Source organism: Pseudomonas sp. NPDC090752, assembly GCF_055584805.1.
Genome location: NZ_JBVJLI010000020.1, coordinates 46,213 through 68,710 on the forward strand (window position 1 = coordinate 46,213; position 22,498 = coordinate 68,710).

At 59.7% G+C, this 22,498-nt stretch carries 25 protein-coding genes and 3 pseudogenes; 19 read left to right on the forward strand and 9 right to left on the reverse strand.

Annotation, left to right across the window (positions count from 1 at the left end; all coding sequences use genetic code 11):
* Positions 1–120: 120 nt before the first annotated feature.
* Positions 121–1,185: a zinc-binding metallopeptidase family protein gene (locus ACZ6YA_RS22240; RefSeq protein WP_465899484.1), complete on the reverse strand. Its 1,065-nt coding sequence runs from the start codon at positions 1,183–1,185 to the stop codon at positions 121–123.
* A gap of 153 nt (positions 1,186–1,338) precedes the next feature.
* Between ACZ6YA_RS22240 and ACZ6YA_RS22245 the strand changes: the two genes are divergently transcribed.
* Positions 1,339–1,755, forward strand: coding sequence for a low affinity iron permease family protein (locus ACZ6YA_RS22245; protein ID WP_465899486.1), 417 nt, complete (start codon positions 1,339–1,341; stop codon positions 1,753–1,755).
* 179 nt (positions 1,756–1,934) lie between these two features.
* Positions 1,935–3,740, forward strand: a complete 1,806-nt coding sequence (locus ACZ6YA_RS22250; RefSeq protein WP_465899599.1) for a glycoside hydrolase family 15 protein — start codon at positions 1,935–1,937, stop codon at positions 3,738–3,740.
* Between the two features lie 247 nt (positions 3,741–3,987).
* On the opposite strand, the gene ACZ6YA_RS22255 is transcribed toward ACZ6YA_RS22250, so the two are convergent.
* Together ACZ6YA_RS22255 and ACZ6YA_RS22260 are read right to left on the reverse strand one after the other, a co-directional pair.
* Positions 3,988–4,206, reverse strand: coding sequence for a hypothetical protein (locus ACZ6YA_RS22255; RefSeq protein WP_465899488.1), 219 nt, complete (start codon positions 4,204–4,206; stop codon positions 3,988–3,990).
* A 71-nt stretch (positions 4,207–4,277) separates the two neighbouring features.
* Positions 4,278–4,991 carry a DUF72 domain-containing protein gene (locus ACZ6YA_RS22260; protein WP_465899601.1) on the reverse strand — a complete coding sequence of 238 codons (714 nt, stop codon included), beginning with the start codon at positions 4,989–4,991 and terminating at the stop codon, positions 4,278–4,280.
* A gap of 156 nt (positions 4,992–5,147) precedes the next feature.
* Between ACZ6YA_RS22260 and ACZ6YA_RS22265 the strand changes: the two genes are divergently transcribed.
* Positions 5,148–5,468 carry a hypothetical protein gene (locus ACZ6YA_RS22265; protein WP_465899490.1) on the forward strand — a complete coding sequence of 107 codons (321 nt, stop codon included), beginning with the start codon at positions 5,148–5,150 and terminating at the stop codon, positions 5,466–5,468.
* A gap of 179 nt (positions 5,469–5,647) precedes the next feature.
* The gene (locus ACZ6YA_RS22270) at positions 5,648–6,442 is read left to right on the forward strand and encodes an OBAP family protein (RefSeq protein ID WP_465899492.1); all 795 of its coding nucleotides are present in this window, start codon (positions 5,648–5,650) and stop codon (positions 6,440–6,442) included.
* Positions 6,443–6,453: 11 nt separating this feature from the next.
* On the opposite strand, the gene ACZ6YA_RS22275 is transcribed toward ACZ6YA_RS22270, so the two are convergent.
* The 4 genes and pseudogenes from ACZ6YA_RS22275 to ACZ6YA_RS22290 all read right to left on the reverse strand — a co-directional run.
* Positions 6,454–6,732 carry a hypothetical protein gene (locus ACZ6YA_RS22275; RefSeq protein ID WP_465899493.1) on the reverse strand — a complete coding sequence of 93 codons (279 nt, stop codon included), beginning with the start codon at positions 6,730–6,732 and terminating at the stop codon, positions 6,454–6,456.
* 166 nt (positions 6,733–6,898) lie between these two features.
* Positions 6,899–7,129 carry a hypothetical protein gene (locus ACZ6YA_RS22280; RefSeq protein ID WP_465899495.1) on the reverse strand — a complete coding sequence of 77 codons (231 nt, stop codon included), beginning with the start codon at positions 7,127–7,129 and terminating at the stop codon, positions 6,899–6,901.
* Positions 7,130–7,145: 16 nt separating this feature from the next.
* Complete coding sequence (locus ACZ6YA_RS22285; protein WP_465899497.1) at positions 7,146–7,274, reverse strand: hypothetical protein; 129 nt, start codon at positions 7,272–7,274, stop codon at positions 7,146–7,148.
* Positions 7,273–7,416: pseudogene (locus ACZ6YA_RS22290) on the reverse strand (manganese catalase family protein); the annotation flags it as partial. The gene ACZ6YA_RS22285 and the pseudogene ACZ6YA_RS22290, both read right to left, overlap by 2 nt.
* A gap of 276 nt (positions 7,417–7,692) precedes the next feature.
* Between ACZ6YA_RS22290 and ACZ6YA_RS22295 the strand changes: the two are divergent.
* The 5 genes from ACZ6YA_RS22295 (at position 7,693) to ACZ6YA_RS22315 (ending at position 11,192) form a co-directional block, all read left to right on the forward strand.
* Positions 7,693–8,895, forward strand: coding sequence for a zinc-dependent alcohol dehydrogenase (locus tag ACZ6YA_RS22295; protein ID WP_465899499.1), 1,203 nt, complete (start codon positions 7,693–7,695; stop codon positions 8,893–8,895).
* A 13-nt stretch (positions 8,896–8,908) separates the two neighbouring features.
* Entirely contained in the window at positions 8,909–9,142 is a 234-nt protein-coding gene (locus tag ACZ6YA_RS22300) for a PLD nuclease N-terminal domain-containing protein (protein ID WP_465899501.1), read from the forward strand.
* Between the two features lie 27 nt (positions 9,143–9,169).
* The gene (locus tag ACZ6YA_RS22305) at positions 9,170–10,495 is read left to right on the forward strand and encodes an SDR family oxidoreductase (protein WP_465899503.1); all 1,326 of its coding nucleotides are present in this window, start codon (positions 9,170–9,172) and stop codon (positions 10,493–10,495) included.
* A 170-nt stretch (positions 10,496–10,665) separates the two neighbouring features.
* Positions 10,666–11,088: a hypothetical protein gene (locus ACZ6YA_RS22310; protein WP_465899504.1), complete on the forward strand. Its 423-nt coding sequence runs from the start codon at positions 10,666–10,668 to the stop codon at positions 11,086–11,088.
* 20 nt (positions 11,089–11,108) lie between these two features.
* On the forward strand, positions 11,109–11,192 hold the full coding sequence (locus ACZ6YA_RS22315) for a hypothetical protein (RefSeq protein WP_465899603.1): 84 nt from the start codon (positions 11,109–11,111) through the stop codon (positions 11,190–11,192).
* A gap of 8 nt (positions 11,193–11,200) precedes the next feature.
* Here ACZ6YA_RS22315 and ACZ6YA_RS22320 read toward each other — a convergent pair whose 3' ends face one another.
* On the reverse strand, positions 11,201–11,809 hold the full coding sequence (locus ACZ6YA_RS22320; RefSeq protein WP_465899506.1) for a LysE family translocator: 609 nt from the start codon (positions 11,807–11,809) through the stop codon (positions 11,201–11,203).
* Between the two features lie 108 nt (positions 11,810–11,917).
* Here ACZ6YA_RS22320 and ACZ6YA_RS22325 point away from each other — a divergent pair.
* Positions 11,918–12,777: pseudogene (locus tag ACZ6YA_RS22325) on the forward strand (LysR family transcriptional regulator).
* Positions 12,778–12,874: 97 nt separating this feature from the next.
* Here the strand turns inward: ACZ6YA_RS22325 and ACZ6YA_RS22330 are convergent.
* Complete coding sequence (locus ACZ6YA_RS22330) at positions 12,875–13,399, reverse strand: cupin (RefSeq protein WP_465899508.1); 525 nt, start codon at positions 13,397–13,399, stop codon at positions 12,875–12,877.
* 148 nt (positions 13,400–13,547) lie between these two features.
* On the opposite strand from ACZ6YA_RS22330, the gene ACZ6YA_RS22335 reads away from it, so the two are divergent.
* The 9 genes and pseudogenes from ACZ6YA_RS22335 (at position 13,548) to tatC (ending at position 22,430) form a co-directional block, all read left to right on the forward strand.
* Positions 13,548–15,335 (forward strand): thiamine pyrophosphate-requiring protein, encoded by a 1,788-nt coding sequence (locus ACZ6YA_RS22335; RefSeq protein ID WP_465899509.1) that lies wholly within the window; start codon positions 13,548–13,550, stop codon positions 15,333–15,335.
* Positions 15,336–15,435: 100 nt separating this feature from the next.
* Positions 15,436–15,963, forward strand: coding sequence for a (2Fe-2S)-binding protein (locus tag ACZ6YA_RS22340; protein ID WP_465899511.1), 528 nt, complete (start codon positions 15,436–15,438; stop codon positions 15,961–15,963).
* Positions 15,960–16,961 (forward strand): FAD binding domain-containing protein, encoded by a 1,002-nt coding sequence (locus ACZ6YA_RS22345; RefSeq protein ID WP_465899513.1) that lies wholly within the window; start codon positions 15,960–15,962, stop codon positions 16,959–16,961. The genes ACZ6YA_RS22340 and ACZ6YA_RS22345 overlap by 4 nt, the downstream gene beginning before the upstream one ends.
* The gene (locus ACZ6YA_RS22350; RefSeq protein WP_465899514.1) at positions 16,958–19,153 is read left to right on the forward strand and encodes a xanthine dehydrogenase family protein molybdopterin-binding subunit; all 2,196 of its coding nucleotides are present in this window, start codon (positions 16,958–16,960) and stop codon (positions 19,151–19,153) included. Before ACZ6YA_RS22345 ends, ACZ6YA_RS22350 begins: the two co-directional genes overlap by 4 nt.
* 134 nt (positions 19,154–19,287) lie before the next feature.
* On the forward strand, positions 19,288–19,431 hold the full coding sequence (locus ACZ6YA_RS22355; RefSeq protein ID WP_400801733.1) for a hypothetical protein: 144 nt from the start codon (positions 19,288–19,290) through the stop codon (positions 19,429–19,431).
* A 383-nt stretch (positions 19,432–19,814) separates the two neighbouring features.
* On the forward strand, positions 19,815–21,137 hold the full coding sequence (locus tag ACZ6YA_RS22360) for an NAD(P)/FAD-dependent oxidoreductase (protein WP_465899605.1): 1,323 nt from the start codon (positions 19,815–19,817) through the stop codon (positions 21,135–21,137).
* Between the two features lie 70 nt (positions 21,138–21,207).
* Positions 21,208–21,405, forward strand: a complete 198-nt coding sequence (locus ACZ6YA_RS22365) for a twin-arginine translocase TatA/TatE family subunit (RefSeq protein ID WP_465899516.1) — start codon at positions 21,208–21,210, stop codon at positions 21,403–21,405.
* A gap of 3 nt (positions 21,406–21,408) precedes the next feature.
* Positions 21,409–21,657: pseudogene (gene tatB, locus ACZ6YA_RS22370) on the forward strand (Sec-independent protein translocase protein TatB); the annotation flags it as partial.
* 8 nt (positions 21,658–21,665) lie between these two features.
* Positions 21,666–22,430: a twin-arginine translocase subunit TatC gene (tatC, locus tag ACZ6YA_RS22375; protein ID WP_465899518.1), complete on the forward strand. Its 765-nt coding sequence runs from the start codon at positions 21,666–21,668 to the stop codon at positions 22,428–22,430.
* Positions 22,431–22,498 lie beyond the last annotated feature (68 nt).

The following is a 22,498-nucleotide window of genomic DNA, read 5'->3' on the forward strand; positions in this document are numbered from 1 at the left end:
GCCACAGCATACCCCACCTTTGCTCCTGACCGACGGCTGAAATCGCAGTGGCGCGACCACAAATGAGTCAGCGCTCCTGAGGCGAAGACAAAGGTTTCGTCACCTGTACTTAGTTCAGGTTTAGCCATTCAGGCCTGGCTGCGGATCTATCAGATATTCGACAAGCGTAACGGCACAGGCCGAGATCCCCTCCAGTAGGGCCATCTCGAAACCGTGGGTATTTTCGGTCGGGATCGCTATGCAACCAGCCTTGGCATCAATACCTGTGCTCAACACCGCGCTGGCATCGGAAGCAAAATCCACCAGCAATGCCGCTTGGGGGATGTACCCTGCCCGCCGAGTGGCGGCCATCAGGGCCTGCACCACGGTGCGACTGTAGTATCCCTTCTGGTCGCCGGTATTGATGATCGGGTTGGCCGTGAGCTCCGTTCCGTATTCTTCAAGCACCGGCCCGACCTCGACTGCTATGGTGGTGTCTCCCGGTAACCTGGCAGCAGCGTATAGCGCACCGGCATTGGATTCCTCTTCCAGCGTGGTCAAGACAAACCACACATCCTGGTGCAGTTCCTCACGCCTTGCTCGCAGCAAGCGGGCGCACTCAATGACCGCAGTGAGTGGTGCACGGTCATCAAGAAAATGGGCAGCCACACAGTCACGGACGCTGAAAGGTTTACGCCAATGCTGACTGAGTACCACACGGGTCCCCGGGCGCACGCCGGCGCTATCCAGCTCACACTTCGACATGCGAGTGACCACGTACACATCCTTCCAATGAACATCGCCTGCAAGCACATCTCGCCCGTTGGAAGTCCGACCGCTGTTGTGCATGGACCCATAGGACAGAACACCGGGCAGGGCCTGTTCGTCGCCGAGGATCTCGACGGGGCAGACACCGAAGCTGATCGGCTGAGCACCACCCAAGGCCAGAACTTCCAGCGTTCCATTCTCGCGGACGTTCTTGACGATCATTGCGATCTCATCAAGGTGCGCCATGACCCTGATGGCATGTTCTGAATCACAAGAGTGTCCAGCGCGAACGACCCCAATGACATTGCCTGCCCGGTCAATATGCGCATCGTCACAGTGGGAGGCCAACTCCCGCAGACAAATGGCCTGCACCTCGTCTTCCTGGCCGCCCGGGCCGCGAGCATTCAGTAGCTCAGTCAATAGCGCGTCAATTTGCACAGATCGCCCTCCTCGCTGCTGCGTCAGGTATTGACCCCACCCCAGCAACTTGCGTTCAGCCGGGCTTCGCCGGAAGACCTGGCGTAATGTGAAAAAAGATTTCTGCGCTTCGCTGTGGTCAGAGTTGGTAGACAGCGGTGGAGATGCAAAGTAATGAAATTCGCACAATTTTGCCAATGGCTATCCAATCACGCGGGCAAACCCAGCACGTTCCTGGTCGCCGTGGTGTTGATCGCCATGTGGGCAGCCTCCGGTCCCTGGTTCCACTACAACGATACTTGGCAGCTCATCGTTAACACGTCGACCACCATCATCACGTTCCTCATGGTCTTCCTTATCCAGAACACCCAAAATCGTGATAACGACATCATCCATGTGAAGCTGGACGAACTTATTAGGGCTACCAAATCAGCACACCAATCCGTGCTCGATCTGGAAGCGCTCGACAATCAGCAAATTCATAAGCTACGCAAAGAGTACCGAGCCATGGGCAGCCAGTGCGAAGCCCATCCTGAAAAGCCCGCCGAGCAGCTGGGAGAGGATTCGTCCCTTGACAATCAGCAGCGCTAAATCTTGTGGCCAGATGGATTTAGCGAATCTCAAGGGAGTCGAGCACTGAGGTGATCGTTGTCCATCACCTGTTCCTGCTACTCAGAGAGATTGGCCACCGTCTGCCACGAACTAGGCGCTCTACAGGTAGGTCCCAAACAGTGCAAGACATCAGGGGAGGTATGCAGGTGCAGAGAGAACTGGTCGTTCGGACGCAACGTGGTGCTCCTCAGCGAGATGATGGTGGCTGGCTACCCCTCGAGGAATACGGCGCGCTCGGAGATGGGCGCTCCGTTGCGCTCATCGGCCTGGACGGATCTATCGACTGGTGGTGCGTGCCCCATATGGACTCCCCGCCTCTGTTCGACAAACTGCTGGCCCCGCAAACAGGCGGCTTCTTCTCCATAACCCCCTGCGAGCCGTTTGTTGCGCAGCGCCGTTACCTTCCTGACAGCAATGTTCTGGAAACGACATTCATAACCGGTACCAGCCGTGCTCGGCTCACAGAGTCCCTGAATAGCGGCCCTGCTGGCCGGTTGCCTTGGGCCGAACTGGCGAGGCGCATCGAAGGCGTTGAGGGGCAGATGGATTTGCAGATTGCGATCGATTTCGGAACCCAGGCCGATACGGTCAGCCCCTATGTAGCGCCGAATGACAACGCCTGCGTATTTCATGCAGGCCGCATACTGGGAATGTTCCTACATGACCAGCAGGTACACATCAGCCGCAAGGACGACATGGGCGTGCGTGCCCGCCTCAGCATTGCCGCTGGTCAACGCTCAGTGGTCGCGATCGTCGCAGGTCGTGATGAGCCCTTGGTGGTCCCTCCATTGGCCCTGATCGATCAGCGAATCGATGGGTCACACAGGGAGTGGTGCCAATGGTCGAAGGGGCTGATTTACGACGGCCCGCATCAAGCTTTGGTAGTACGCAATGCACTGGCCCTGAAGCTACTGCTGTCCTCGCCCAGTGGCTCGATCATGGCCGCAGCGACCTCATCGCTTCCTGAGCAAATCGGTGGAGACAAAAACTACGACTACCGATTCGCCTGGATTCGTGATGCCGGCTACACCATCGAAGCGTTTTTGGGCATCGGTGCGCAACCAGAAGCCAAGGCTGCCTTCACCTGGTTACTGCGTCGGCTGGCTGAACACGGGCCACGGGTGTTTTACACCCTGGACGGGGCAGTGGGTGATTGCGTGCGCCCGGTCGCCCTCCCCGGCTACAAGCATTCGCCTCCCGTCGTCGGCAACGATGCCCGTGATCAGCTGCAACACGGCGTATTCGGCGATATTTTCGAAACCGCTCGCTGCTTCATCGACAGCGGCAATATTCTCGACTCGCCAAGCGCCATGATCCTGTCCGGCCTTGCCGACCAATGCGCCGATTGCTGGCGACAAGAAGACGCTGGCATCTGGGAGTTACCGGAAAAGCAGCATTACACCATGTCCAAAATCAGCTGTTGGCAAGCGTTGAGCCGGGCTATCGAGTTGGCGGACGGTGGTCACCTTCCTACCACTTGCCGGGAACGCTGGGATCGCGAGCGGCAACGCATCCAGAATTGGATTGAAGCCCACTGCTGGAGCGCGGCACATCAGGCTTACCTGTTCTACCCAGCCAGTGATCGATTGGATGCCTCGATAGCACTGGCTGTCCGATTTGGATACCCCAGCGTGGATCGACTACGCAGTACGCTGGAGGCTGTTCAAAATGAGCTGGGGGCCGGCGCTTTTCACTATCGCTACAGCCAGGCTCAAGAGGAGGAAGGTTGCTTCCTGGCCTGCACCTTCTGGCTCATCGAAGCCTGGGCGATCCTCGGTCAGCAAGAGCGTGCGGAAACCGCGCATGCCGAAGCATTGCAGGGGTTATCACGGGGGGTAGGTATCTACTCGGAAATGATCGACCCGAACAATGGCCAATACCTTGGCAATCTTCCGCAGGGCCTGACCCACTTGGCTGCTCTTCGGGCAGTGCTTGCCATCGGAGGCCGTCACCCTGATCGATGATGACAACCTTCTCGACCGTTGCCCATGCTTCCCTGGAAGCCAATATAAGGAGATCAAGCGGCTGGACTGCCATGGGCGCCCCACGGCCATGACGCTTCACTGCAGTCCAGGATGCACCACTCGTCAACTGTCAGCCCTCGCCGTTCTCGATCGCGGATCCTGCTGGGGGTATCGCAGGGTGAGCGAGTTCCACTGACAAGCACGCAAACCGGGCTAAGCACCCGGCCATTTGCGCACGTATTCAGCGTCAGGCTTTCTTGTCGGCCTGGGCCAGGTGCTGGTTGATCTGGCGCGTCTGTTCTTCCTGCTCCTTTATGGAAGTGGGCGTAATGACCTTGTCCACTGCCTCGGTATCCCGGTTCGGGCGCTCGAGCACCGGGTCCGGGGTCCGTTCGCCTTGCTGTGCCTCTTCAGAAGAAAGCGGCCGTGGGACTTTGTCGCCGGTCTTGCCATCGTCAGTTTTCATGGGCTGTTCCTCGCCGTGCAATAGGTTTTCTGAAGAGTCCGACGGCAGCCAAAAAGTTTGATTCGGTTGAATCAGCGCAGATACTGCTGGAGCGCCAGCGCGTTACCTACTGCCGCACCGAAAGCGGTGTTATCGAACATGCACCAAGTCGCTGCACCTGCGGCGTGGCTGCGCTGCAGCCGCTCAGCCAGCAGTTGCAGGCACTGTTGCGAATACTCGCTGTGGTAGATCCGCGGCTCGCCGTGCAGGCGCCAATAGACCAGTCCAGGCCAGCCAGCGGGTTGCGCATCGGCACCGAAACGTGAAGGGCTTGCCGCCACCTGGGCAATACGCAAATCAATCAGCATCGACTGCGCCGCTTGCCAACTGGCGTGTCTGGGCTCGAGCGCCACTAACCCGGCATGGCGTTGGCGCAGGGCTTCAAAGAAACATCGGTCGCGGCGGGCGTCATGCTCCAGCGAAGGTGGCAGTTGCACAAGCAGGCAGCCGAGGCGGTCACCCAATTGCTGGCATTGGCCAAGAAACGCGTCCAGCGCAACCTCACAGCCCTGCAGGCGCAGCTCGTGGGTGACGAGCCTGGGCAGCTTGACGCAGAAGCGAAAATGCTCCGGTACCGAGCAAGCCCAACGGGCATAAGTCGCAGGCAGGTGTGGCCGGTAAAACGAACTGTTGATCTCCACGGCACCCAGCCGTGCGGCATAGCGCTGCAAGTGGCTGCCCGGCTGCAGGAACTCATCGGCGTACTGGCGGGGCAAGTTCCAGCCTGCGCACCCTAGGTGGATCATCATGACACTCCGTAGCACGCCGTTGCTGCAATGGAGTCGCCAGGGCCGGTCGTTGTTCCATTGGCGCCTGAACACGGCCCGTCCGTCGATCGCATCGCACGGCCCACTCCGCCGCTGGCCGAACACTAGGCGAACACCGCAAAAAGGAGATTCATCATGAAATTAGTGAAGCCTGCTACATGGCTAATGGCGCTGTGCCTGGGTGCAAGCGCACCCATCGTGCTGGCGGCTACCGACTTGAACGACCAGCGCGCCCCCGGCACACAAACGCAAGACGATGGCGAGATGAACGGCGGAGCCAGCGGGTCGGGTACTCCAGCTGATGGCATGGGAACCGGGTCAGGCGGTACCGGTAGCAATGGCACCGACAATACCGGTGGTGACGGCACTACCAACGGTTCGGGTTCTGGCACCGGCAGCGGAACCGGAGGTTCGGGCGGCGCAAGCGGTGGTGGTTCGAGCGGCAGTGGGGGATGATTTTCCGGCTGGCCGTGCAGAGCTGATAGGCCAACCTGCAATCCCAAAACGTCCTTCTCGTCAGTCTGGCGCAGTAACGCTTGATCCTGGGTGCTCGAACACTCACGCCTGCTTTCCACGTCGTCGTAAAGCAGAAACCACCTACTGATTGCGACAGTACACCAGCGAGAGCCAATCACATGCGCCAGCCAATTCAATGGATAACACTTCCCCTCGCCTGCTCTGTGCTGTGGGCTTGTTCCGCTCCCGAAACGAAGTCGCCAGTGGAAACACCCGGCCGGCTTGAATCAGCTAAGACTCAACTGCTCGAAGCAGGGGCCGCGACACTGCAGGCCAAGCCGCCAATTGAGGCTATCAACGCCTACCTGGATGGCTTCCACTTCTACAACGGCCATCCCGATGTGCAGATGGAGGCGCATCACTACTGCTCCATCCTCAACGAGGATGTCATCCAGTGCGTCATCTTCGACGGCAACACCAAGAAAGCGAAAATCATGGGCGTCGAGTACATCATTGACGAGAAGCTCTTCGCCGGACTGCCGGCGAAGGAGAAGGCGATGTGGCACAGTCATGGCTATGAGGTGTCATCCGGGCAATTGGTCGCGCCTGGGATTCCTGCCCCTGCTGAGCATGCCTTGATGGAGCGGCTTGCCCATACTTATGGGAAGACATGGCATACATGGCACACCGACCAGGACAAATCTCTGCCTGTTGGCGTCCCTCAACTGATGATGGGTTTCACTGCAGATGGCCAGGCTGACCCAGCGATGGTCGAGCAGCGGAATCGGCGTCTGGGAGTGGATGCGGCAAAAACCAAGGCTCAGCGGGCAGACATGCAAATCCCCGCGGCTGATCCCAAGGCGAATGGCTGGCAGCACGGCAACGTTATTCAAATCACCGATCCAACCGGCGCCCATCTGCATCGGCCCGCTGGATCGACACCTGAGAAAGCGAACAGCCGATCAACCCAGTGACCTAAGGGGGGTCAGGCTTTTTGTTGTAAATCGGTGATCACGCTTCTTGCACGCCCGACTCCCCAAGCCAGGGCGCGAGTCAGCGACTCCCCGGGCCGGGTGTCGAAGGCTTCTTCATGCAGTGCCATGCCGGTCTTCGAATAGACGCCGATGAACATTTGCGTATTGCCTGTTCGTGACAACCGCACCTGGATGTCCATTGTCGTGCCGTCGTCCAATGTCTCGATGTGCGTTCTGAGTTGAAGCGTTGGATCTGTCCATTTTCGAAAAATATCGCCGCGTATCCGCATAGCGCTCACCCTTCTACCAAGGCCGTGGTTGAAACGACAGATTCGTGGCAAGCCCAGCCCCTCCTTGGCTGGGCCCGACACATTGCTTCTCGAGGGTGGCGGCCTGGTTCCCGCCCTCTTCGGCAATCGCTGACAGCTTCTCGTCCGCGGCTTTTTCTATCGATTTTCACTGCAGCGTGTGGCTGATCAGACTCTCGTGTAAGGACTCAACGGGAAGCTTCGGGGGCAGATCGTTAGGCAGCAGGGAGCCAACGCCGAACATGCCTATGGCCATCTTTACTCGCATCGCTCGGCAAGCCAGGCGCGAGTCCGCCTCAAACTCCGCCAGCGCCACATTCATCAAATGCTCGAAGCCGATACCGGCCTCAGTCTTATCCCTTCTTCTCAACGTGCTCATTGCTGCCTCCTTCACCTCAGTCATCTTTACCGTTGACCAAGCCCGAGCCGAGATCCGCGCCGGTGATCGGATTGCTGGCTGGATCGGGCATCGTCCGCAGTTTCATGGCCTCCACTACCGCCAGATCAGGCGCGGCCAGTTCCACCGAGGCGCTGCCATCTCCACCAACTGGCAGCCGCCAGCTCACCCTGAGGGCCGCCAAACTGCTCCAAGAGCAAGTTTGCAAGGACAGGATTCGGCTGAGCGACGCGCACCGTACATTGCAAGCGCTTAATGTGAATAAACATGCGGTTTCTCCTCGCGGCTGATCAAGCGCTCAAATAAATGCGCGCCTTCTCTGGGTGGGAGCAAGCTGCCCCCAATACGTGCCAACGCACCACAAGGTTTCAGGACGAAAGGAAAAGATGAAAAGGTTCAAGCTAAGTTTTATACATAAATAAAAATAACTTCACTCCAATGATTAGCGCGCCCACGTTAACCACTGAAGCAGTTTTTCTGAACTTTGATGATACCCATGGCTTCCCCTGCATACCCTTGGAGCTTTATGAAGCAGGAGTAGCACCATGCGAGCACTTACCTACCACGGCGCTAACGATGTCAGGGTCGATACCGTCCCGGATCCCATTATCATGGAGGCGGACGACGTAATCCTTCGGGTCACTGCAACCGCTATCTGCGGCTCTGACCTTCATCTGTATCGCGGCAAGATCCCTGAAACCGAACAGGGCGACATCTTCGGCCATGAGTTCATGGGCATTGTGGAGGACGTCGGCAGAGACGTGACGAACCTTCAGATTGGCGACCGCGTCGTGATCCCATTTGTGATTGCCTGCGGCAGTTGCTTCTTCTGCCAGCACGATCTGTTTGCTGCCTGCGAGACTACAAACACCGGGCGCGGATCGATCATCAACAAAAAAGGCATCCCACCAGGTGCTGCTTTGTTTGGGTATAGCCATCTGTATGGCGGCATCCCTGGAGGCCAAGCTGATTACGTCAGAGTACCCAAAGGCAACGTCGGGCCCTTCAAAGTGCCGACCACCCTCGCCGACGACAAAGTGCTGTTCCTTTCCGACATCCTGCCCACGGCCTGGCAAGCAGTCATCAATGCTGAGATCGGCCAAGGGTCGTCGGTAGCGATTTATGGCGCGGGGCCAGTGGGGCTGCTGAGTGCTGCCTGTGCACGGATGCTGGGTGCCAATTCGATCTTCATGGTGGATGACAATGACTACCGGCTGGCCTACGCCCAGGAAGCCTACGGCGTCATCCCGATCAATTTCGAAAATGATGATGATCCTGCCGACAGCATCATTCGCCAGACACCGGGTATGCGTGGCGTAGACGCGGTCATCGATGCGGTCGGGTTTGAAGCCAAAGGCAGCACCACGGAAACGGTGATGACGGCCTTGAAACTGGAAGGCAGCAGCGGCAAGGCCCTGCGCCAGAGCATCGCGGCGGTGCGACGTGGCGGCGTAGTCAGCGTGCCCGGCGTTTATGCGGGGTTCATTCACGGCTTCATGTTCGGTGATGCCTTCGACAAAGGCCTGACCTTCAAGATGGGTCAGACCCATGTTCAAAAATACCTTCCCGAACTGCTGGAGCACATCGAAGCAGGACGGCTGCAACCGGAACTGATCGTCACCCACCGTTTGGCCCTCGAAGAGGCGGCCATGGGCTACAAAATGTTCGATCAGAAGCAAGACAACTGTCGCAAGGTCATCCTCGTGCCGGGTGCTGCTGCGGGCACTTTGGGCCCTGACTTCGTGTAGAGGAGGAATGCTCATGAACGGTCTCGCCAGTTACTTCTGGATCGCCGTAGCGGCCATTCTTCAACTCATCGACCTATGGGCCATCGTCAGCGTGTTCCGGAGCGACAAGACAGACGCCGTCAAAGCGGCCTGGGCCCTCCTGATCGTGGCGCTACCGTTAGTAGGTCTGGGCATATGGGGCGTTGCCGGCCCGCGAGGCATCAAGCGAGGCACTGGGCCCACATCCGACGAGCACAGCAAAGGCTGACATCTCTGGGCTATAGGGGTTTGCAAAATGGTCGATCAAGCGACAGGTATGAAATCAGGTGAGCGCTACCGTGTGGAAAGCGTGGAGCGAGCGCATCAGTTTCCAGGATTCTTTCAAGACGGGAAGTATTATCTAGGCCCTGAGCTTCTCACCGCTGTGGGATGGCTCGAAGGTACACGCTTCATCTACGACAGCCTGGATGCTGAAGGTGAACCTGTGTTTCCAAACAAAGAGGCAGGCACGGTCGAAGGGCTGACCCTGACCCTGGTCGATGGCACCGCCCTTGAGCTCTCTCTGGTCGAAGCCGAAGAGCTCATCGCACCACTCGATCACCCTAGCACTGGTACAGAGCAAGAAGCGCCCCGCAATGGATATCCGGTCAGAGGGCCGCTGCGCGGCAAGGTTGTGGTAATCACAGGGGCATCCAGCGGCATAGGCCGCGCCGCCGCACACGCCTTTGCCTGCAAAGGCGCGCGCTTGGTGCTCGCGGCCCGCGATGAAGAAGCGTTATTTGACGTCCTGGATGAATGTACCGATTGCGGTACGGATGCCATCGCGATCACGACCGACGTCACGAGCAGCGACCAGGTTCGAGCGCTGGCCGCGCAGGCCTCGGAATTTGGCCATGGCCGGATCGATATCTGGGTCAACAACGCCGGGGTCGGGGCGGTCGGGAAGTTCGAGGATACTCCACTGGAAGCTCACGAACAGGTTATCCAGACCGACCTGATTGGATACCTGCGAGGCGCCTACGTCGCCCTTCCCTTCTTCAAAGCGCAAGGTAGCGGGGTTCTGATCAACACCCTGTCGCTGGGCAGCTGGGTGGCCCAGCCCTATGCAGCGGCGTATTCGGCGAGCAAGTTCGGCTTGCGTGGACTGACCGAGGCGCTGCGAGGGGAGCTGACTCAGTTTCCAAACATCCATGTGTGCGGCATCTACCCAGCAGTCATGGACACACCTGGCTTCCGAGACGGCGGCAACTACACGGGACATGCGCTGACACCGCCAGGCCCCATCTACGATCCCGAACGGGTAGCCAAGGCAATGGTGGCTTGTGCAATCTCACCTCGAGCTCACACAACGGTCGGCACTGCTGCTCGCCTCGCGCACTTGGCCAGCCACCTAGTACCAGGCATAGCGTTGTTGTCTGGGTGGGTAACCCGCTGGGGGATAAATCGCAGCCCCATAGCCGAAACATCATCAGGCAACCTGTTCGAGCCTCCAAGTGACAGAAGGAGTATCGACGGAGGATGGAGGAAACCTAAAGATAAAACGCCCCTGCTAATAGGCGCAGCGGCGCTGGGAATCATCGCAGGTTTAACAATCACCTATTCACGACGCAGAAAGAACTAAAAAGGCAGCATGGGTAAAATATTTTTGGCGACAGACGTGGCCCACACCAACGGTGAAAAGTGTAGGCTTGAGGTTCCGTTCTGGCCGTTGTCGCACGGTGCGGAGCGCTGGCTTACCGGCTATAGTTCACGGCTGACCTGGGTTGGCCGTAGCCAAAAAAGAGGTAGACGATGCGACTCCCCGACTTCATCGAAGCCAATCTTGAACCGATCCTCCAAGCGTGGGAGCGTTTTGCTAGAAAAATTGATGTCCCTAGCCAAGATCTGGCGGCCAGTGCGCTAAGAAACCATGCAGAACAGATCCTCAAGGCTGCCGCCGTGGATATGCGAACTCCGCAAACAGAACCTCAGCAAATAACGAAGTCCCAAGGCCTGGCGCCACAGAGTGACCAGGAAACTGCAGCGCAAACGCACGCCATACTCAGGCTTATGGACGGGTTTTCCATGGATCAAATGGTGTCGGAATTCCGTGCCCTGAGGTCCAGCGTGCTGCGACTGTGGCTGGCTGAGGAAGCGATCAGCTCACCTACGCAGGTCGTCGATACGCCAGTTACACCGAGCCGGGTGGCAAAGCCTCCCAAGGCCTGGGGTTAGGCCTGTTCATCGCGGCTGAGATCGTTGCCAGTCACGGAGGGAAAATCGACGTGTCGTCCACGAAAGAAAACGGTACCTGCTTCAGCGTGACGATCCCCCTCTAGAGCGGCGCTCAAGAATGGATTGGCAGCGCTACACCAAATGCAACGAAGAGGCCCGCGCAGAAGCGGTTGAAGCGTTGGCCCACACGTGCAAACCAAGGGCGCACGCTTTGCGCTGCACTTGCCACCAAGAACTCTACGATGAACTCGACCACCGCGTAGGTCAGCGCGATCACAGCCGTCTGCACGTAGACGTTATTGGCTGGATTCAAGAACGGCGGGATGAAGGCCGTGTAGAGCAATAGCGCTTTAGGATTGGAAATTGCCGATATCAGACCTTGGCGAAAGAGCACCCAGTTATTGCTGACCTTTAACTCGGTGGCTTCCAGGCTGACAGGAGGCGAACGCCAGAGCGTAATTCCAAGCCAGATCAAATACAGTGCGCCGACAATTTTCAGCCCAGTGAACAGCGAAACCGACGCCTGGATCAACACGCCCAGGCCCAAGGCGCAGAACGAGATCACAACCATAAAGCCAAGCACGCCGCCAGAAATCGTGAACAAAGTTCTGCGTGTGCCGTGGAGAGCACCATGGGTAAGCACCAACAACGCATTCGGGCCAGGCACCACCGCCATTCCAATACACGTAAGGAGATAGAGGATCCAGGTTTCAAATTGCATGGCAGCTCCGCGAAGCTCAGGTGGCTAGTGGCCTGATTCTGAGGGTGCCCAATCATCAAGAAAAGCGCATAATCCAGCAGACTACTATCCGCTTATCGAATACAAGAAATGAACATCCAGGATTTGCAGATTGATTGGCTTAAGTGCTTCGTGGCGGTCGTGGACTCCGGCTCTCTGTCCAACGCGGCGGTAGAAGTGCACCGCTCTCAATCGGCTGTCAGCATGCAGATCAAGAAGCTGGAGAGCGCCCTGGGCTGCCAGCTACTGATTAGAGGCCCACGCATTCTGGAACTCACGCTCAAGGGGCAAACCCTTTTAGGTTATGCCCGCCGTATGCTCGCGCTGCATGCCGAAACCCAAGCCGCCTTTCATGGCGAGCAATTGAAAGGCAGGATTCGACTAGGCGTGGCGGAAGACTATGCAGCTGCGTACCTGACGCCTGTCCTCAAGCGTTTTGCTCCCCGTTATCCGGGTATAGATATTGAGCTCGACTGTGAGCAATCAGCGTCGATCATTCCCAGGGTGACATCGGGCGAGCTTGACTTGGCGCTGGTGTCTCGTGACCAACCCAAACGGGGCGCGACACTGTTCAGGGAAATGATGGTTTGGGTCGGCTCACAGCAGTTCGATCTGTGGAACAGAGACCCCCTCCCGGTTGCAGTCTATGAACCTGGCAACCTGGCCCGTCAAATTGCAATCAATTCCCTTGCCATGCAGGGTAGAAACTACAAGGTGGTATACAACAGCTCCAGCTTAACAGGTCAGTTAGCGGCGGTAGAGAGTGGGCTGCGTTGGCAAGGTGCAGTGTGCCCGAGTCGCTTCAGGTCCTCGGCATCGATCATAATCTCGCGCCACTCGATTCGGTCGAGGTGGTCGTTTATCGAAGCAAAGCGTCACAAGGTTCAAAAGCCGTAGACATGCTTCGAGACTTCTTGATCACCACCTTGAGACTTCCAACGCCGAACTGATTTACGTGTGGGCTGGCGGTTCAGGGCTGACGCAACTTGCCCACTATCACCAGCGCTGGCGTCGCGGCGAACGCGCCTGAGGGCAATGGCGCCGCATTCAACGCCATAGCGTCATCAACGCCCCTTGAATGCCACTGACCGGGTCTTGCTCAGGGCGCGGCACCTGGGCGATGCGGGCCAGGGTTCGCCGGTGCGCTGCTCTGTTGGGCCGCTGGATGTCATAGTCTTCCTGCCCGTGGGGATAAGCGCCTACCACCAGGAAATCATCGCTGCAATCGATGCAGCGATGGCCCGTACCTGCCGGCAGCACCAGCACATCGCCCCGTTTCACGCTCATGCTCTGCCCTGCCTCCCCGCCAAGTGTCAATCGGGCCTGCCCACAGGCAATACCCAGCGCCTCATGGGCGTTAGGGTGAAAGTGGTGATAATCGAAGATCCCGGCACGCCAGAGCGGTGTCCATCGGTGAGCCGCGAAAATAGCTTCGAAGGTGCTGGCATCATCCTTCGCCGACTCGAAACTCAACCGGTAGAACAGTACGGGAAAACGGCTGTTCGGCGTCGCACCGTCGTCTTCGAAATACAGGGCCTGCACGTCGGCATTCGTGGTGTTCATGAGCATCATGATGCGCATCCTGATCGAGCTATCGGTTCATCTTCGAACCCACCCACCGTTGCCAGGTTCCAGCGGGCGGACCGGTGCGCATACCGTTGAAACTTTCCCAACACGCGCCCAGTCCAGACACCTATCGATAACAGAACGGGAGCAGGTAATGACCGGCACGGTAGGCGACTTTCTGGTGGAGCGTTTGTATCAATGGGGGGTGCGGCGCATCTTCGGTTACCCCGGCGACGGCATCAATGGCGTGTTCGGCGCGCTGAGTCGGGCCGACGGAAAGATTGAATTCATCCAGGCCCGGCATGAGGAAATGGCCGCTTTCATGGCCAGCGCGCATGCCAAGTTCACCGGCGAGCTCGGTGTCTGCATCGCCACCTCCGGACCGGGCGCCTCGCACTTGCTTACCGGCCTTTACGATGCACGCATGGACCACCAGCCGGTACTGGCCATCGTTGGTCAACAAGCCCGAGCTGCACTGGGTGGCCACTACCAGCAGGAGCTGGACCTGCTATCGATGTTCAAGGACGTCGCCGGTGCGTTCGTCCAGCAGGCATCGACACCGGAGCAAGTGCGCCACCTGCTCGACCGTGCGGTGCGTACGGCCGTCGGCGAACGCCGCGTCACCGCCGTCATCCTGCCTAACGATCTGCAGGACTTGCCCTACCATGAACCGCCAAGGGCCCACGGCACGGTGCATTCCGGCATTGGCTACAGCAAGCCGCGGGTGTTGCCGTTCGACGAAGACCTCCAGCGCGCCGCCGATGTACTCAACGCCGGCCACAAGGTGGCGATACTGGTGGGTGCGGGCGCGCTGCAGGCGACTGACCAGGTAATGGCGATCGCCGAAAAACTCGGCGCCGGGGTAGCCAAAGCGCTGCTGGGCAAGGCTGTGCTGCCGGACGACTTGCCATGGGTCACCGGGGCGATCGGCCTGCTCGGCACAGAACCCAGTTACCAGCTGATGAACGAATGCGACACGCTGCTGATGATCGGCTCCGGTTTTCCCTATGCCGAGTTTTTGCCCAAGGAGGGCCAGGCGCGTGGCGTGCAGATCGACCTGCAACCCGACATGCTCAGCCTACGCTACCCGATGGAGGTCAACCTGGTCGGCGATGCCAGCGAGACCCTGCGCGCATTGTTGCAGATGCTTGAGTACAAGACCGAACGTCGCTGGCGCGACAAGGTCGAGACCTGGCGTGCGCAGTGGGACAAGACCGTGGCCAAGCGCGCCCTGGTCAAGGCTGACCCGATCAACCCACAGCGCGTGGTGCATGAACTGTCCCCTCGCCTGCCCGACCACGCCATTATCACCAGCGACTCCGGCTCCTGTGCCAACTGGTTCGCCCGCGACCTGCAGATTCGCCAGGGTATGCAATGCTCGCTGTCCGGTGGCCTGGCTTGCATGGGCGCAGCCGTGCCCTATGCAATTGCGGCCAAGTTCGCCCACCCGCAACGGGCTGTGATTGCCCTTGTGGGCGATGGCGCGATGCAGATGAACAACCTCGCCGAACTCATTACTGTGGCCAAATACTGGCAGCAGTGGGACGACCCTCGATGGATCTGTGCAGTGTTCAACAACGAGGACCTCAACCAGGTTACGTGGGAGCAACGGGTCATGGAGGGCGACCCCAAGTTCGAAGCTTCGCAGTCGATCCCTGACGTGCCCTACCACTTGTTCGCGATTTCCATTGGTCTGCAAGGTATCTACGTAGATCGCGAAGAGGACGTCGCCGCTGCGTGGGAGCGTGCACTGGCTGCTGATCGGCCCGTACTGATCGAGTTCAAGACCGACCCGAACGTGCCGCCCCTGCCACCCCACATCAAGCTGGAACAGGCGAAGAAGTTTGCCAGCACCTTGATCAAGGGTGACCCCGACCAAGCGGGCATTATCGTGCAGACAGCCAAGCAAGTGCTCGGCTCGGTACTGCCGGGCAAGAAGTGATCGGCAACTCGGCGAGCCGGCTGAACGTTTGTTCGGCCGGCCCGGTCGCACACAACAGAGACGCAGCCGACTGCGCTAACCCTGACCGTGAGGACCTTCCATGAGCGCGATTTCTCCCAATGGGGCTGAAGAGCATCCCCTCTCTCTGACCCTCAATGGTCAGCCCCGAACCCTGATGGTGCATCCCTGGATCACCTTGCTCGATCTGCTGCGAGAGGAATTGGACTTGGTGGGTACCAAGAAGGGTTGCGACCATGGCCAGTGCGGCGCCTGTACGGTGCTGCGCGATGGCAAACGCGTCAATGCCTGCCTGACCTTGGCCATCATGTGCGACGGCGCCGAACTGCTGACCATCGAAGGGCTTGCCAGCGACGATAGCCTGCACCCCATGCAACGCGCATTCATCACTCACGATGCTTTTCAGTGCGGTTACTGCACCCCTGGGCAGATCTGCTCCGCAATCGGTCTTGTTCACGAAGGACGTGCCGAGACCCGCGAGGCCATCCGCGAACAGATGAGCGGCAACCTTTGCCGCTGTGGTGCCTACGGCAACATCGTCGCAGCGGTGGAAGAAGCCCTGCCGTTAATGACAGATGGGCTCCAGCCACCACGAGGGTCGAACCCATGACGCCCTTCAGCTACCACAAGCCCACATCAGTCAGCGAAGCCGTGAATCTGGCTGATGCTGGCTCGCAGTTCATCGCCGGCGGCACCAACCTTGTCGACCTGATGAAGGAAAACGTTATTCGCCCCGAGCGCCTGATCGACATTTCAGCCCTTGGGTTGAACGGTATTCACCCCACTCCGAGCGGCGGCGTACTGATCGGTGCACTGATGAGCAATGCTGACCTGGCCTGGCACCCGATTATCGAGAGGCACTATCCACTGCTCTCAGACGCTATCCTGGCTGGGGCCTCACCGCAGCTGAGGAACATGGCCAGCACCGGTGGCAACTTACTGCAACGTACTCGGTGCTACTACTTCAACGACACCGGTACCCCCTGCAACAAACGTGAACCCGGCAGCGGATGCCCCGCGCGTAATGGCCAAAACCGTATCCACGCGATTCTTGGGGCCAGCGCCGCCTGCGTCGCGACCCATCCCTCGGATATGTGCGTTGCAATGGCTGCACTCGAAGCCGTGGTGCATGTAGAGGGGCCGAGCGGTGAACGCCAGATACCTTTTGCGGCTTTCCATCGCCTCCCCGAAGACACCCCAGAGCAAGACAATCAACTGGCAACCAATGAACTGGTGACAGGCATCGAGCTACCACCCCCGGTGTTCCAACACCATTATCGATATCTGAAAATACGCGACCGCGCCTCCTACGCATTCGCGCTGGTATCAGTCGCTGCGGCCATAAGTTTCGACTGCGAGGTCATTCAACAGGCCCGTCTGGCGCTAGGCGGCGTTGCTCACAAGCCGTGGCGGGACCCGGTTGTGGAACGCATGCTGGTCGGCCAGGTGCCTTGCGAAGCGCTCTTCACACGCGCCGCGCAAGCGTTGCTCAAAGGTGCGCAACCCCTGAGCCAAAACGGTTTCAAAGTAACGCTCGCGCAGCGTGCAATCGTGCGGGCATTGAGTGACGCGGCGCATGGCGCCGCTGACGGGGGAGCACGACCATGATCACTAAACCGGTCGTCGGCATGCCTCTGGACCGCGTTGACGGCGTGGCGAAGGTCACCGGAAAGGCACGCTATGCCGGCGAATACCCCGAGCCTGGCCTGCTCCACGGCAGCGTAGTGTCAAGCACGATCGCCCGCGGTCGGGTCCTCGACATCGACAGTACGCAGGCCATGCTTGTCCCTGGGGTAATCGCCGTGCTCGACCATGGCCATCGTCCGCATATTTCCAGTTATGACGACGACTACAGCGACGCCGACGCTGCCGAGGGGTCGCCATTTCGGCCCTTGTTCAATGATCGAGTGCTCTACAGCGGGCAACCCTTGGCACTGGTGGTGGCCGAAACCCTAGAACTGGCCCGGTATGCAGGTTCGCTGATAAGGATCGACTATGCCGAGGAGGCACACCAGACAGACTTGAGCGCATCCCGACAGTCGCATGAGGCACCCGCCGAAACACCGGCGCCGCGTGGCGACTTCGCCGGGCAGTTTGCCCAGGCGCCGGTGCAGGTGGATGCCACCTACCTCACGGCCAACGAGCACCACAACCCGATGGAACCCCATGCGTCGACCGTGCTGTACAAGGCCGACGACACCTTGGAAATCCACGACAAGACCCAAGGCACGCAGAACTGCCAGGACTACCTGCACAAGGTGTTCGGCCTGCCCAAGGCAAATATCCGAGTGCGCGCGGCATTCGTCGGGGGCGCGTTCGGCTCCGGGTTGCGCCCACAGTACCAATTGCCGCTGGCAGTGATGGCGGCGTTGCACCTGAAGCGCTCGGTGCGCGTCACGCTGACTCGCCAGCAGATGTTCACCTTTGGCTATCGGCCCCGCACCGAGCAGCGCCTTCGCCTGGGTGCAGACGCCGACGGGCGATTGCTGGCGATCGCTCACGATGCGCTTGGCCAGACCTCCCGCTTCGAGGACTTCACCGAGCACCTGGTGGAATGGAGCGGTATGCTCTACCAGTGCGACAACGTTGCGCTCAGCTATCGGCTGGCCCCGCTGGATGTGTACACCCCGCTGGACATGCGGGCGCCTGGGGCTGCGTCAGGAATGATTGCGCTGGAGTGCGCCATGGATGAGCTCGCCTGTGCAGCGCAGATCGACCCGGTAGACCTGCGCCGACGCAACTTCGCTGCCAACAATGCCAATGAGGGCAAGCCTTACTCCAGCAAGGAACTGCTGGCCTGCTACCAGCAAGGTGCGGAACGTTTTGCCTGGCGTAACCGCAATCCGCAACCGCGCAGCATGCGCAATGGCAACCAATTGGTCGGCTGGGGGATGGCCGGCGGCGTCTGGGAAGCCATGCAGATGAAGGCCAGCGCCAAGGCACGCATCGACGCCCAGGGCCACATCACCGTCAGCAGTGCCACCACCGATATCGGCACCGGCACCTACACCGTCATGACGCAGATCGCAGCCGACGCTATTGGCGCCAGGGTTGAGGATGTCACGTTCGTGCTGGGTGACTCCTCACTCCCCACCGCCCCGCTTCAGGGCGGATCGTTCACGGTGTCATCGGTAGGCTCGGCCGTGCGCCAGGCCTGCCAGATACTGCGCACCAAGGTGCTGGAACAGGCGCGCATACTGTACCCCCAGGTGGCCAGCACCGCTCGGCAGCAGATCGTTTTTGCCGAGGGCTGTTTGCACGCGGGCAGCCATCGGGTGCCCTTGGCAGATATCGTCGCCAGCGCCCCCGACGGTGAGTTCGAAGTGCAGATCGACGCCGAGCCCAGCGCCAGGCGCCAACCGTTCTCTACCGCAACGCATTCGGCGGTGTTCGTGGAAGTCCACGTCGACGAGGACCTTGGCACGATCAAGGTAGCCAGGGTGGTCAGCGCGGTGGCGGCTGGACGCGTGGTCAATCCAAAAACCGCGCGAAGCCAGATTTTGGGAGGCGTGGTGTGGGGGATGGGCATGGCCCTGCACGAGGCAGCGCTGACCGACCATCGGTTGGGCCGCATTGTCAATCACAACCTGGCGGAGTACCACATCCCAGTCAATGCAGACTGTGGTGATATCGAAGTGATTTTCGTTGACGAGCAGGATGACATTGTCAACGAACTGGGGTCCAAGGGCGTCGGCGAAATAGGCATCGTTGGGGTGGCCGCCGCTGTGGCCAATGCGGTCTACCACGCGACGGGCAAGCGTGTGAGGGAATTTCCGGTCACGCTGGACAAAATGCTCTGATCGGGGGACCGAGCCCACTCCCCCCCGGATCACTCAACTGGGACTTATAGCGGCGTTGAGAGGAAATTGAACTGAACAGATCGCCCAGCGATGCGGCCTAAAAACTTACACCTTCCTCTGCGAGGAGCCAGATCATGATCGACCCGAACCATCCCGACCCTTATGTCGATGAGGTGCCACATAACCCTGGTGAACCCATTCCCAAGCCTGAGCCTGAGCAGGAGGCACCCGACTGGCCAGACGGCCAGGTGCCCCCGGAGGAGCAATCCGACGGTTGACGGTTTACAGCCCTTCGAGTGACAGACTTCGCCCGCCATGCAGCGGGCTTTTTTTTGCCCGGTAGTTGATCGGTGTTGAAGTTATCGGAATGAGCCATCTCGGCGAGGCAGATTGACGCACCCCGAATGCGATCATACAATCTGTATACACATTGTATTTTGACCCTCAAAAACAATGCGACGCATGGGCTTCATTCCACGTAGCCGTGCCGGGCGAGCACCTGAATCACCCGGCCGTGTCACCCACACTCTGACTGAGATAGATGTAAATGGCAGTTACCCGCAGGAAAGTACTTATCGGGGCCGGCGTTGGTGCCGGTGTTGTCGCAGCCGGTGGCGCCACTGCGCTGCTCAATGACGGAATCCCCGCCGACCCGGCCTCGCTGGTGCGCGTCGATGCACTGCCCCGCGACGATTCGTCCCCAGGCTGGTTCCACACCAGCCGCGTGCGTCAGCCAAAGGCTCCGTTGGTCGGTGATGACCAGGCGCCGTGGGTGGTAATCGGTGCCGGCTTCACCGGCCTTGCCGCCGCACGCCAGTTGGCGCTGAACTTCCCTCAGGACAAAGTCATCCTGGTCGAAGCACAGCAGGTCGGCTTCGGCACCTCGGGCCGCAACGCCGGCTTCCTGATCGACGTGCCCCACGACATCGGCGCGCCGGACTACATCGGCGACAAGGCCAACGCCAAGAACATCCTGCACCTGAACCAGCGCGGCCAAGGCATCCTTCGCGACCTGGTGGCCGAGCACAACATCGTCGACGCCCACCTGCGCCACTCCGGCAAATACCAGGCAGCCATCGAGGACAAGGGCATCGCGGTGCTCAATGCCTACCGTGGTGGCCTGGAAGCGCTGGGTGAAAAGGTCGAGCTGATCGAAGGCAACGAGCTGAAAGACCACATCGGCACCTCGTTCTACCGCAAGGCGCTGTACACCCCGGGCACCATGCTGGTCCAGCCTTCGGCGCTGGTCAAAGGCCTGGCCGACAGCCTGCCGGAGAACGTCACGCTGTACGAAGACACGGTGATCACCGCCGTCGACTATGGCCAGAAGATCGTGCTGCATCACCCGACCGGTCGTATTACTGCCGACAAGCTGATCCTCGGCAACAACCACTTCGGTCAACATTTCGGCTTCCTGCAGAACCGTATGCTGCCGATTTTCACTTACGGCAGCCTGACCCCGCCGCTAACTCCAGCCGAACAGGCCAGCATTGGTGGCCAGGAATTCTGGGGCGTGATCCCGGCCGACCCGTTCGGCTCAACCCTGCGCCGTACCCACGACAACCGCATCCTGGTGCGCAACAGTTTCAGCTTCAACCCCGACGGCCGCTCCAAGGATGGCTACACCGACAAGGTCCGCGCCGCCCACCGCCTGTCGTTCGAGCGGCGCTTCCCGACCCTCACCGACGTGCAGTTCGAGCACACCTGGGGCGGTGGCCTGGGGATGACCCGCAACGGTGCCGGTTTCTTCGGCGAGCTGCGTGAAAATGTGTATGGCGCATTGGCCTGCAATGGCCTGGGCACCGTGCGCGGCACCGCCACCGGCACCCTGCTTGCCAATATGCTGGCGGGCAAAAGCGAGCCGTTGACCGAGTTCCTGCTGGCTGCACCGAAGCCCAACTGGAACCCGCCACAGCCAGCACTGTCGCTCGGCGTCAACTTCACCCTGCGCACCGGCCAGGCCAAAGCCGGCCTCGAAGCCTGACCTGAAAGGCTGGCGCCTTGTGCGCCAGCCTCCCTCACCTTGCTTTAACCGCACAACAGCAGAGAGCACCATGGGTATTTTTGACTGGAAACACTGGATCGTCCTGTTGGCCGTCGTAGTCCTGGTCTTCGGCACCAAGAAGCTGAAGAACCTCGGCGGCGACCTGGGCGAATCGATCAAGGGCTTTCGCAAAGCCATGCACGAGGAAGAGAACACACCTGCCCAAGCGACTGCTCAGCCGCTCCAAGATCCACAGCATAAAGGCTGACCCATGTTCGGCATCAGCTTTACCGAGTTACTGCTCGTCGGCCTGGTCGCCTTGCTGGTTCTCGGCCCCGAGCGCTTGCCCGGTGCTGCCCGTACGGCCGGGTTGTGGATCGGCCGGGTGAAACGCAGTTTCAACGCAATCAAGGCCGATATCGAGCACGAGATCGGCGCCCACGACATCCGTCGCCCCACGCCCACCGAGTACACCCCGCCGGCGCAGCCATCAACAGCGCCTGAACAGCCTCAACCGCCGCGAGCCTAATGAACCTGAACCTGCAAGACGACCAGCCGATGCCGCTGGTCTCGCACCTGACCGAACTGCGCACCCGCCTGCTGCGCTGCGTCGCCGCGATCTTCCTGATCTTCGCCGGGCTGTTCTCCTTCGCCCAGCAGATCTACACATTGGTTTCGGCGCCGCTGCGCGACCACTTGCCGGCCAATGCGACGATGATCGCCACCGACGTGGCCTCGCCGTTCCTGACGCCGTTCAAGCTGACCATGATCGTCTCGCTGTTCCTGGCGATCCCGTTCATCCTTCAGCAGATCTGGGGCTTCATCGCACCGGGGCTGTACCGCCACGAAAAGCGCATCGCCATCCCGCTGCTGGTGTCGAGCATCTTCCTGTTCTACGCCGGCATGGCTTTCGCCTACTTCCTGGTGTTCCCGCTGATGTTCAAGTTCTTCGCTGCGGCCACCCCGGATGGCGTGGCGATGATGACCGACATCGCCAACTACCTCGACTTCGTCATGACCCTGTTCTTCGCCTTCGGCGTGGCCTTCGAGATCCCGGTAGCGGTGGTGCTGCTGGTGTGGATCGGCGTGGTCGATGTGCAGTACCTGAAGAAGATCCGCCCGTACGTGATCATCGGCTGCTTCGTGGTCGGCATGATCCTCACCCCGCCGGACATCTTCTCGCAGACCCTGCTTGCCGTGCCCATGTGGTTGTTGTTCGAGATCGGCGTGCTGTGCAGCAGCCTGGTGCGCAAGCGCAGCGTCGCCAATGACACGGCTGTCAATCGGCTTTAACGACCTGCTCCTCAACAGGCGACTAAAACTGATCATGAATAAAACTGCATTTGTTATCAAAAAAAATG